Source organism: Desulfobotulus mexicanus (assembly GCF_006175995.1).
Lineage (GTDB): Bacteria > Desulfobacterota > Desulfobacteria > Desulfobacterales > ASO4-4 > Desulfobotulus > Desulfobotulus mexicanus.
In genome coordinates this window covers 1-10,663 of sequence record NZ_VDMB01000043.1, presented here as the reverse complement: position 1 = coordinate 10,663, position 10,663 = coordinate 1, and the positions used below count along the sequence as shown (strand labels likewise).

General features: G+C 48.4%; 9 protein-coding genes and 2 pseudogenes. 3 read left to right on the top strand and 8 right to left on the bottom strand.

Translation table 11 applies throughout. The features are described from left to right. Positions 1–238 precede the first annotated feature (238 nt). Both FIM25_RS16345 and FIM25_RS17940 read left to right on the top strand, forming a co-directional pair. Positions 239–706 (top strand): annotated as a pseudogene (locus FIM25_RS16345) (transposase); the annotation flags it as partial. Positions 707–807: 101 nt separating this feature from the next. After that, positions 808–1,074 carry a GxxExxY protein gene (locus FIM25_RS17940; RefSeq protein WP_139450927.1) on the top strand — a complete coding sequence of 89 codons (267 nt, stop codon included), beginning with the start codon at positions 808–810 and terminating at the stop codon, positions 1,072–1,074. 94 nt (positions 1,075–1,168) lie between these two features. Here the strand turns inward: FIM25_RS17940 and FIM25_RS16335 are convergent, their stop codons facing one another. The 3 genes from FIM25_RS16335 to FIM25_RS16325 form a co-directional block, all read right to left on the bottom strand. Further along, positions 1,169–2,227, bottom strand: a complete 1,059-nt coding sequence (locus FIM25_RS16335; RefSeq protein ID WP_179953471.1) for a prolipoprotein diacylglyceryl transferase family protein — start codon at positions 2,225–2,227, stop codon at positions 1,169–1,171. A gap of 67 nt (positions 2,228–2,294) precedes the next feature. Further along, positions 2,295–3,293, bottom strand: coding sequence for a phosphatidylserine decarboxylase (locus FIM25_RS16330; RefSeq protein ID WP_139450925.1), 999 nt, complete (start codon positions 3,291–3,293; stop codon positions 2,295–2,297). After that, on the bottom strand, positions 3,290–5,689 hold the full coding sequence (locus FIM25_RS16325; protein ID WP_139450924.1) for a hypothetical protein: 2,400 nt from the start codon (positions 5,687–5,689) through the stop codon (positions 3,290–3,292). The genes FIM25_RS16330 and FIM25_RS16325 overlap by 4 nt, the downstream gene beginning before the upstream one ends. 176 nt (positions 5,690–5,865) lie before the next feature. Between FIM25_RS16325 and FIM25_RS16320 the strand changes: the two genes are divergently transcribed. Beyond that, positions 5,866–6,099, top strand: coding sequence for an addiction module protein (locus FIM25_RS16320; protein ID WP_139450923.1), 234 nt, complete (start codon positions 5,866–5,868; stop codon positions 6,097–6,099). Positions 6,100–6,284: 185 nt separating this feature from the next. Here FIM25_RS16320 and FIM25_RS17225 read toward each other — a convergent pair whose 3' ends face one another. From FIM25_RS17225 to FIM25_RS16300, 5 genes and pseudogenes are all read right to left on the bottom strand, one after another. Then, positions 6,285–6,455 carry a hypothetical protein gene (locus FIM25_RS17225; RefSeq protein ID WP_179953470.1) on the bottom strand — a complete coding sequence of 57 codons (171 nt, stop codon included), beginning with the start codon at positions 6,453–6,455 and terminating at the stop codon, positions 6,285–6,287. 231 nt (positions 6,456–6,686) lie between these two features. Further along, positions 6,687–7,169, bottom strand: coding sequence for an Lcl C-terminal domain-containing protein (locus FIM25_RS16315; RefSeq protein ID WP_139450922.1), 483 nt, complete (start codon positions 7,167–7,169; stop codon positions 6,687–6,689). Between the two features lie 368 nt (positions 7,170–7,537). Beyond that, a complete protein-coding gene (locus tag FIM25_RS16310; protein WP_139450921.1) occupies positions 7,538–8,290 on the bottom strand; it encodes a hypothetical protein in 753 nt (250 codons plus the stop codon). Positions 8,291–8,631: 341 nt separating this feature from the next. Further along, positions 8,632–10,119 carry a hybrid sensor histidine kinase/response regulator gene (locus tag FIM25_RS16305; protein WP_179953469.1) on the bottom strand — a complete coding sequence of 496 codons (1,488 nt, stop codon included), beginning with the start codon at positions 10,117–10,119 and terminating at the stop codon, positions 8,632–8,634. A 100-nt stretch (positions 10,120–10,219) separates the two neighbouring features. Next, positions 10,220–10,663, bottom strand: a pseudogene (locus tag FIM25_RS16300) (IS701 family transposase); the annotation flags it as partial.

Genomic DNA, 10,663 nt, shown 5'->3' with positions numbered 1-10,663 from the left:
CGTAGGCCGTAACCCTTTCATAGATATAAATATCTCCATTCGCACGCTTTTCACGTCGTTCACCGATGTGAGTTTTTCCTGTTATTGGTTTAGCCATGCGTAAATCCTTCTTTAAAGTGTACGCATAACTATAATGCGCACACGTAAAAAAAGCAAGAAAAAAGCACGGTTTTTCAACTAAACCGTGCTTTTTTCTTGCTTTTTGGGCTTAGAATGTACGCTTTATCCGATTTTCAGGATTCGCCTGCTCAATGGGTTTGTCTATCTTGTTGCAATCATGGACTGGTATAGCCGCAAGGTTCTGAGCTACAGAATCAGCAATACCATGGATACTGCATTTTGTGTCGATTGCCTTGAAGAATGTTTAAGAAATCATGGGAAACCAGAAATTTTCAATAGTGACCAGGGTTCACAGTTCACAAGCCTTCAATTTACAGGAATTTTGAACCGGGAAGACATTACAATCAGTATGGATGGACGCGGTCGGGCATTTGATAATATTTTCGTTGAAAGACTCTGGAGAAATGTCAAGTATGAGGATGTTTATCTGAAAGATTACAGAACCATACCTGAATTGACTCTTGGCCTGAAAGCGTATTTTACATTGTATAACGGAGAACGGCCTCATAAGGGTCTGAGGGATAAGATTCCAGATGATGTATACAGAACCGGTGAAGGCGGCGGAGCAATGATCATTGATAAGTTTTCTCAAACAGTGGGTGCCCCCCCTGGTAAAATAGGGCCAGGGGGAACACCCACTGAAAAAACCAATCCGGGACAGCCTGATCCTGTCGAGGATATAATTGAGTGTGTAGCTTAAATTCATGGACTTTTAGTCTTGACTTAGGGGTCCACCTTAAACAACAACGTTTTGATGTTGTTTATAAAACTATCAGAGTGGGTGAATATATTCCTGACCTTATTGTTTTTGAACAGATCATAGTTGACACAAAAACCATTGAAAATATACAACACACCCAAATATTAAACTACCTTAGAATTACAAACTTGAGAGTGGGCCTGATTCTCAATTTCAAAAAACCAAAGCTTGAATGGCAAAGGATTGTATTATGAATTTTATTTGTGTCCATTCGTGTTTATTCGTGGTTCCAAAAAAATGAAAAGCTGGAGAGATGCCACAGAGAATGAAATTGATATTCAAAAAAATTTATATCCTGTCTCCATGCACAAAAAAACGCAGCTCAGAACCCGTGACCGTACTGCGGCCCGTATAGAAAAAAGTGAGAATCCAGAGAAGAAAAAGTCCTGTCAATACTTCCGGTGTCCAGAGCAGAGCCAGCCCGGCCTTAAGGTCCGGCACGAAGACCATCTTCTCAGAAAAAACAGGCAGTTTCAGGCATAAAAAGATATAGGGAAGCGTGGAAAGGGCCATGATCTGATAGGCAGAAAAAACCTGCTCTCCCCTGTAATCCGCCCGCAGGAATTCGGAAAGCACACGCCAGATCTGGGTACCACCAAGACACAGAAAGACTGTCCACAGGGGCTTTCCGCCAAGAAAAAATCCAAGACCTGCGAGACAAAGGAAGATATGGATAAAGAGGGTGAGGGCCTGAACCGGCAGGACAGCTTCTCCGTCCAGCTGATGGGCATAGCTGATTTTTTTGGTTTTCCCATGAAAAATGATGGCCATGGGCTTAAAAAAACGGGCCTTTTCAGGAGAAAGACTGCGTATGGGTTTTCCATAGCAGCAGCCGAAACTCAGGCAGGCAAGTCTTCCCATGCCTTCCCCGCAGGTATAGGCCAGGGCCATGGCAGCCAGTGCGGAAACCGCCGGAATTGAAGGATACCCGTAACGGGTAATCAGCATATTCACGCCAACCAGAACCCATGGAGCCAGAAGAATTCCCAAAAAGGAAGCTCCGCCAACGGTAAAGGTATGCCGCTTGCCCTCAACAATCCTTGCAATCCAGCGGGATGCGGGAACACAGATACAAAGCAGCACCATGGCAGTGAGACCGCAGGCCCACAAAGGCGCTCCCGATGCCCGGAGGAGAACAAGGCCCAGAGCCGTACCCAGCACATAGGCCGATGCGCTCAACAATCCATACCAGGTAAGGTTCATGCCCTTCCATGATCCATTTTCAAGGTGTTGTATAGGAAAGGCGGCCAGCATCTGGTACTTCTCCGATGGCAGACAGCGCACCCCCCAGATGGCAGGAACCAGCAGGACAAAGGCCAGAACAAGCATAAAAAACAATGAAAACATGAATCTTCCTTTCGACATTCAATAAAAGCCTCTACCACCCTCCGCGGGGACGGGGAGAAAAACAGACCTACGCCTGTAAACCCCTTCCTATACTTTCCCTCACCTTCACCTCAGTTTCCACAAGGCTTAAGCCAAAGCCTTTGCTGAAACAGCTTGGTACATCCCTGCGCAGGCTGTTGGAGACAAGATCCCTGTCAAATTTCATACGATCCTTTTCAAACAAAAGAACAACGGTGGAACTGCCCGGATAAAACAGGCTTTTTGGCCATCCCCTATGGACAAACATGCCGCGAAGAAGGGCTTTTGGATTATCGTAAGCCCTTTCGCTACAGGCCTGACGGATGCCACCGATCATGAGGGCCACCACTTCGGCCATGGCCACAAGACCCATCCCGCTGCCACCGGGTACATCGGTGTTGATGAGGGTAATGAGCCTGCGGTTCCGGGAAAAGGGACTGACCTCCCGCACCACGGCATCGGGATGGCAGGCATGGCAGCGCCCGTCCGTCATGAATATTTCCTCCACCCGTCCGCTGACCGGTACATGGTTGTAATGGTATTTATCCGGCGTGAGGCGGAATACGGCGGCCTTCCCGTCCAAAAAAACAGCATGCCATGGCCGGTTTCCGCAAAGCTCCGGCAAGTCAAAAAATTTACCCTTCACGGGAATCAGGGCCGATGGAGAAAGATTCAGGGGCAGCATGCGGCTGTCCGAAGGCGAAACAATGACAAAAGGATCTTTTTCCATGGGCCTGTATCTTTCATAGAAAATCTTTCTTTCAAAAAGTGCTCTGGGGCTGCAAAGGGAGGCCGGTTCAAGACATTCTTCCATATTTATTTCAAGATCCCGGATCATCTGCCCAAGCCTTTTTGGCGATGAAAAGGGAAGGTCATAGTTCACGGCCCCCAGAATGCGGCTTGCCACAGGGGAGGTGAAGGCAGAAAAGAGCCACGGGGCATTTTCCCGGACTTCATGGTAGAGAAAACGCACCAGAGGATCGGCAAAGAATTTTTCCTTCATTTTCTTTCCCGTATGGCGTTCCAGATAGTGGTGGGAAAAACTCATGGAGAAGCCTCAAAGTGTTTTTTGTCGTTGTATGTGGAAAGAATAAGGAGCTGAATCAGGGACAGCCTCTCTTTGGATGTAAAAAGACTTATGCCCTGCCTGCGGTTCAGGGAAGCAATGATGCCGGAAATGCTCCCTTTACGGGTGATGGAGGCCAGAGCATCCCTTGAGGCGGCATCCCTGAACAAGGCCCAGTTTTCAAGGCGGGACAGATCTTCTGCAAAATAGCGGACAGCTTCACGTATATGGGCCTCTTTCAGCCGGGTGCGATAGCAGGTTTCCGCAGCACGGTTAAAAACTTCCGCAGGCTGTTTTTCCGGCCTCTTCCCTCCCGTCTCTTCCTGAATGAGAGCCTGAAGCCTCGCAGAAGCAGAAAATCCCGGATGGACAAGGCGCATGCGGAGATCTTCCATCAGATCCGCTGCACCATGGGCCTCGATCAGGGCGGCCCCGTCCTGCATGATTTTTTCATGGAAGGCTGTCATCAGGGATGGAAGGGGAACCCTGAGATAGCCGGGATAACGGCGGCTCATGCGGGTTTCCCTGATGAGGGGAAAAAGATCCTTAAGAAAAAGATTGGGCGTATCGGAACGGAAATACACCGTGGGCAACCCTATGGCCGCAGCAAAGATCACTTGCCTTCGCTCACTTTCCACAAAGGGCGTATCCGGAATGTCCGAATGGCCGTACCTCCCGGAAAGAAGGTATTGAAAACCCAGAGCCGTGATCAGGGCCTGCAGCCGGGCGGCTTTGCCCATGTCGTGGCCGATGGCGGGAAAGGTGCTGTACAGGCGGCCTTCAAATCCGGAAAAACCCATTTTATCAAAGGGCCTGATGCGATAGGGAAGGTACATGGACATGCGCGGATCAAAGGCCCCGGAATCTCCAAGATCCTTCAGCAGAAGTTCCTGATTGCCGGGGCTTCCGTCCAGCGCAGGAGAACTGGGCGTACTGAGCAGGGCCACGGGATAATCCAGAAGCCTGAAATCCGGTACAAGATCCCCCTTGAATCGGAATGCCTTACGGATATTTCTGTCCAGCCATGGCGGTCCGAAGGGTGTAAGGGATCTGCCTGCAATATGATTTTTTGCCTTTTTCTTCCAGCGCCGCCAGATCATGCGCAGGTGGGTGAAGTCCAGCTCATGGGGAAGAAAACCCAGAACCTGCTCAGGATGAAAATCCTCAAAATCCAGGCGGTAGGGCGTTGCGGAATAGGTTCCTACGAAAAGGGGCAGAAAATGCTCTGTTATTTTGGTGATGAAATCACCCATCCATTTTTCATCCCTTTGGCCAAGGGGTGCGGCGGGATCGGCCATGAGCCGGGAGAGCCTGCGGCTGCCCATGGAAATGTGGGTACCGTTGTTGGCAAGGCAGATGTTGGATGTATTGGGCAAAACCACAAGATTTCTTGTAATGATGCCGCATTCCTTGAGCTTTTTAACGGCATTGAGCTGACTGCGGGAAAGCACCTCATGGCAGAGTCCCATATATCCTTTTTTGGATTCGCCCTGATCCCAGCCCGAAAGGCAGGGATTCATGAAAAGTTCCCGGTAAAAACCATCGGAAATCATATCATTCAGGGCTTTCTGCCTTAGGGGCGGATGGGAGGCAAAATACAAGGCCGCCTTCTGTCCCGTTTCCAGAAGTCCGAAGGCCTCATTGGCATGGGCCAGAAGAAGCTGGCACAAAAAAAAGCGTTTCAGGGTTTCTCCCGCAATGGCATCTGCCGCACCCTTGCCCGAAGTGAGGTTAACGGGATGAAAGGAAAGAACTTCCGGTGAGGTATTATCGCATAAAAAATGATCCATCATTTTGCTGGCCGTAACCTTCAGAATGGGATGCATATCCGGTGATCCGCCGATGATATCTGCCAGGGACAGCTTGAGCAAATAGCTGACGGGAACTCTTATCCATGTTTCTTGATTATGGATGAAGACAAACTGGTGGGTGTCGCTACGCAGAGGGCTGTCGCTTTTTTTCTTATCTGCCCGCAGATCCATGTGAAAAAGGTGCAGGGCATAGGCGGAAAGTTTTTTTTCAGGAAAACGAACCCAGGAATTTTCCCATATCTGATCCCTGTTGTCCGAAAGAAACCTTTTCATGCTTTCGGCATGTTCTTCCGGAAGCTCCCCTGAAAGACTTCTTTTCAGGATATTTTTAAAGAAGTTGGAATCACGGATCATGCAGGGCAGATCCACGTCTTCAGCGCTTCCTTCCACCAGAGCCTGAAACTCATTTTCCACGCCACAGGTAATATCGCCCGCAGCAAAGGGCTGAAACGCTGTAAGGTTTTCATCTCCGGGGGGAATTTCAAGGCGCTGGCGAAGGGCTTCAGGGGAAAGGTCTCCGGCGGTTTTTTCCATAAAAAGGCCGGGGGGATTCTTGAGGCAGGACAAAGGAACCTCCGTTCATGAAGATGGGTCAGAACTGCATCACCTCATCTTTTACACCTCCTTCATTGGTCTTTAATGAAATTTTCATGGCTTTTCTGTTATGATGGTCTTCCTGAAATTTTCAACTTGAACTGAAATCATTAAAAAAATATAATGAATACAAAAAGGAGGATCGGCACATGACAGAATCCGCTGAAAAGATATACGAGCAGGCCCTTAATCTTCCAATCGATGACCGCCTGCTACTCATAGACAAATTGCTTATCAGCACCAACTTATCGGCCCGGTCCGATATTGATCAGGCATGGTCTGAAGAAGTCGAGCGAAGATCTCAGGAGTTAAAACGTGGGGAAGCAAAGCTCATTCCCGGCGAAGAAGTATTTGAAAAAATAAAGAAAAGATTTGCACAATGAAATATGGTTTTCATGAAGCTGCTGAAAGAGAGTTCTTTGCTGCAATTGAATACTATGAAACTCCCCGCCCTACCCTGCCAGAAATTCATGCCGCTGGAAGATCTGCCTTCTCATACACATCTGCATTTTCTCCGGAAAACATTTTATCAAGGGCATTTTCCCATGAATATTCAAGCCGAGCAGCTTTATACAGGATGTTTTCCATGGAGAATATCTCCCTCCTGAACCGCCTGCTCCATGTCAAAGAGCTCTTCGTCTGCCAAAAACTCAAAAAAAGCCGCTCTTTTTCTAACTGAAAGCCTGCCATTATTCTGAAGGCAGAGCTGAATAAACAAATCCATCAGGCGATCAGGCATGTCAATGATCTCCCGCAAAGCCTTTCTTACTTGATCATGGCTGGCAAGAAAACGGAGCTCTTCTGCAAGCTCTTTATCGATGGTTCCAATTATAAAAAGGATGGGGCAAAACCTTTAAAGAAAAAAGGCTCTACAGTTCTTGAAAAACCGTAAAGCCTTTCTTTTATCAACAAGTTCCCTGCCTCTTTTGAATTCATGGAAAATCCAGCTCTTGCTGGCAAAAAACCAAAATCACTGTCCGCCGCGCACGAGGCGCACCCGGTATGCGTAGCTCTTGTAGTTGCCGTAGACATGGCGGTAGCTGAAACTGAGGTACCACGCATAGTCGCTGTCGTAGGCATAGGGCGAGGAAGACCAGAACCCATAAACACCAGGAAAAATATTTTGATCATATGGAGCAAGAGTTTTCAGCTCATCAATGGTCGGAACCCGAAATCCAGCCGAAGCTGTTATCCGCATTGCATAATCCCAGGGTCCTTCCCAGGCTGTTCCGCTACAGCCTGAACCTGTCCAGCTCTGACCATGGGGACAGCGCTGCCATTCAAGCCGTGTATTATTGTCACGGACAATGGAACCATTGCTTCCTTCCACCTCCTGAAACCGGGTATTTCCTGCCTGAACAACTCCAGCAGAACAGTAAAACATCAGTAGTCCCATGACAATCAGCAGATTTTTTTTAAAACACCCCTTCATCTGAACCCGTTTTTCTTTCATGGTCTTTTCCTTTCTTAAAATGTCTCTTCAATGCTTCCCTTCACCATAAAACCTTTTGATTCTGACCTTTAAAAAAGAGTTTCATGGATCATGCAAACTGGCAGAACAATTCTTATACAACAACCTATAGCAACAAACATACCAAGATGATACTTGCTTATCTACACAGGCAGCAGGCTTAGAAAAAACGGTAAGCGCCACCTTGTTTCCGCCAACAAAACGGTCACATGCCAATAACTTTGCCATGGTAAGGTCTCGGACCCCATCACAGCCTGACAGCAAAGGGGCCTGCAAAGCATGGCTGATTCAGGGTGGGCATCGAATATTCCTATGGCTCGATGATATTGTGGGATGCAACCCTTGAAGAATCAGGTCTTACCTCTACACTCTCTGCCCGTGGGCATATGAAAACGAATCGGAAGATAGAGAATGGCGTAAACCAGTACAAAAATCCATTCCCTTTTCCCCAACCCAAAAATCTCCACCAGAACGGTAGCAAGAACCAGCACAACAACGGCAATCCACATAGCCCCAAGCCCTCCCATGGGCAGACCGAGCAGGGCAAAAAAGCTGTCTTCTTCCGGATCAGGGACTTCCTTTTCCTCCATGAAGCGCAGGCAGATCAGAAGAAAATCCTCCAGCCGGAGAAAAAGCCCCGTCAGAAGAACGGGCCAGTATCTTGTTGCCATGGCTGAAATAGCCTGAAGGGTAAAACGGTCCTGGGGCTTTTCCGTAAAGGCTTCGGCAAGAAGGGCGGCCATATAATGCACCCATGTGAAACAGACGGCGCAGATAATAAAGAAAATCGCAAAGGCCAGAAATTTAGAATTTCCTGTGAGAGCCTCTCCGGCTGGGTTTTCTGCGGTAAAGGCATGGGGAAAGAAAGGATAAAGGGCAAGGCAGGAAAGCAGAATCAAAAGCGTTGACAAAAATGATGTCACCCAGAAAGCCCAGAAAACGTCTTCCGCTGTCCAGCCGAAACGCAGGGTCATCCAGAGGGTAAAGGCAAAAAAAAGGCAGGCTGTCACCCAGCGGACAGGAGAGCGTGAAAGCTCCAGACGAGGTCTCCCCTTTGCCTGTGGAGGCGGGGAGGATAAAATATTTTTTTGCTGTCTGCTCAAGAAAACCTCCTTTCCTATCTGGCGGAATCCTTAAAAACAAAAAATATAGCCCGATTCTCCCATACGATGGTTTCCTGTCAGACCACCATCCCTTTCATGGCCTAAACCTCCCAAAGAAGCACCTTTTTCCGCAGCCACCTACATTCCGGACCTGCTGTTCTCCATAAAACCTTATGGAAGCGACCATGGCAAGCCTGAAAACCTTCAAAAAAACATGTTTTTCCGTATGGTGCTTCATTTAACATTCCGTGACCAGAGATACCAACGGTATCAGCTTTACGAACCTGCCCTACCTCAACCGCACCAAAGCGTAAGTACAGAGGCCAGGAGCGTGTACCGGGTTACGGCTCTGGGTGTGGGGCATGAAGAATCACCGCATCCTTCTTTCCGGCCTGCATCAGGACATGGGAGAGTTCCTGCATGGAAAAAGGCTTTTCCAGTATGAAGTCAGGTATTTCCTTATACCGTATCCAGTGGGGACAGCCCGTTGTGAGAATCAGGGAAGGGTGCGGGTAAAGCCTGCGTATCTGGGTGGCCAGTGTCAGACCGTTCATGCCGGGCATGGCATAATCCATAAGTACAAAATCCACAAGACTGCTGTTTTCCCGAAGCCATGACAGGGCTTCTCCTGCATCCTGAACACCATGCACCCCATAGCCCAGAGAGCTCACCATCTCTTTGAATATCTGCAGCAAAGAACTCTCATCCTCCACAATCAAAACAAAGCCCCTGCCCTGTAAAGGCCTTTGATCCATATCCCCGCCCTCTTCCTTTTCTGCGGCATGGGGCAGCTCAATACAGAAAAGGGCTCCGGCACCGGGGCTGCTTTCCACCGTAATCAGACCGCCATGCTCTTCAACCACTTCCCTGACAAGGGACAGGCCCATCCCATGGCCTTCCCTGTTGGCACGGGTGGTAAAAAAAGGCTCAAAAATCCGCTGACGGATCTCCTCTGAAATACCGTGGCCTGAATCTTTTACGGAAATACGCACCCACCCTGCCCCGTCCCTTGTACAGCCTTCTATATTCAGCTGAAGAATGCCGCCATTATCTTCCATGGCATGGCAGGCGTTGGTCATAAGATTGATTAGGAGCTGGTGAAGACGGGTTGGGTTACCATGGATGCAGGCATCGGAAACTTCATTCTGACACCGAACAGCTATGTGGGCAGGAAGCGAGGCCCTGATGAGACGCAGGCTTTCAGCAATCAGAGGCTTCAGTGAAAAGGCATGAAAGCCCCTTTCATCGGGCCTGCTGAAGTGAAGTATCTGATGAATCAGATCCCTTGCCCGGTATCCTGCGGTGACAATGGTATCCAGGTGATGGGCTTTTCTTTTTTCATCTTCTATTATTGCGGCCAACTGGGAAGCCCCCAGAATGGAAGAAAGAATATTATTGAAATCATGGGATATGCCCGCTGTCATGCGGCCCAGTGTTGCCAGCTGGGAAATTTCCTGAAAACGGCGCCTGATGATCATAAGTTCATCGGATTTATCTTCTGCCAGTTCACGGAAATGTGCATTTTCCGTATTCAGGCGTACTTCTTTTTCTGCATAAGCGGTGATATCCAGCCCCAGCCGCCACTTTCTGCCTGTTATGGAAATGGGTATCCAGCAGAGGGTGATTTTCCCTTCGGCTCTGACATGTGTGGTGATTGTATTACCCTGAAGATCAGGCCTTGCACCGGGAAACTGGGAAATAAAACTTCCTGAAGGATCTTTTCCGATCATACGGATAGCCAGAAAAGAAGCGGCCTGAATCCGGCCGTCCGGTCCCGTTAGCAGAAGGACTTTATTTCCGGCAAGAAGGTCTTTTTCCTGCTGCCGCATCGATACAAGCCAGCTCCGGATTCTCCTTTCTTTCCGGGTAAGAAACCTTGCATCTTTCCGGTGCCAACGAAGGGCCATGCAATGATAAAAAAACTAGGAGTTACGCAGTTGCCTCAAAAGTCCAAGCTGGGTGCTCCATATATTTCCTGACAGCATCCCTGATAATTCTGTATTTGAGTTCAAAACAGCTGAGGCCTGTCTTGAAACTGAAGACCGAAAAACGCAAGAATGTCCTTATTGCAAGTCCGATATGATTTCTTTGAGCTTTGGCAGCTCTTACATGAGAGCGTTCCACTCCACAGAACTGTTTAAGGTTACGATGATACTCTTCGATTTTCCATGAAAATTCAGACAGTTGAAGTCGCTTAAGATCATCCATATCAAGATGGTTTGTTGCCCAGTATTCAATTGTTCCATCTTTGCCTGTAATCCCAAAAAGCTTAATAAAACCGAACCCTTTAAGGTGAACCACTTTTCCTGTGTCAGTGGCGTGTACAGATGTAAACAGGCAAATTGGTTTTACCGTCCGGATTCACCAGGCGGT

Bases quoted from the DNA above. Each gene is read 5' to 3' on its own strand.
- FIM25_RS16335 (WP_179953471.1), bottom strand. From the start codon at position 2,227: ATGTTTTCATTGTTTTTTATGCTTGTTCTGGCCTTTGTCCTGCTGGTT.
- FIM25_RS16330 (WP_139450925.1), bottom strand. From the start codon at position 3,293: ATGAGTTTTTCCCACCACTATCTGGAACGCCATACGGGAAAGAAAATG.
- FIM25_RS16320 (WP_139450923.1), top strand. From the start codon at position 5,866: ATGACAGAATCCGCTGAAAAGATATACGAGCAGGCCCTTAATCTTCCA.
- FIM25_RS17225 (WP_179953470.1), bottom strand. From the start codon at position 6,455: ATGCCTGATCGCCTGATGGATTTGTTTATTCAGCTCTGCCTTCAGAAT.
- FIM25_RS16315 (WP_139450922.1), bottom strand. From the start codon at position 7,169: ATGAAAGAAAAACGGGTTCAGATGAAGGGGTGTTTTAAAAAAAATCTG.
- FIM25_RS16305 (WP_179953469.1), bottom strand. From the start codon at position 10,119: ATGCGGCAGCAGGAAAAAGACCTTCTTGCCGGAAATAAAGTCCTTCTG.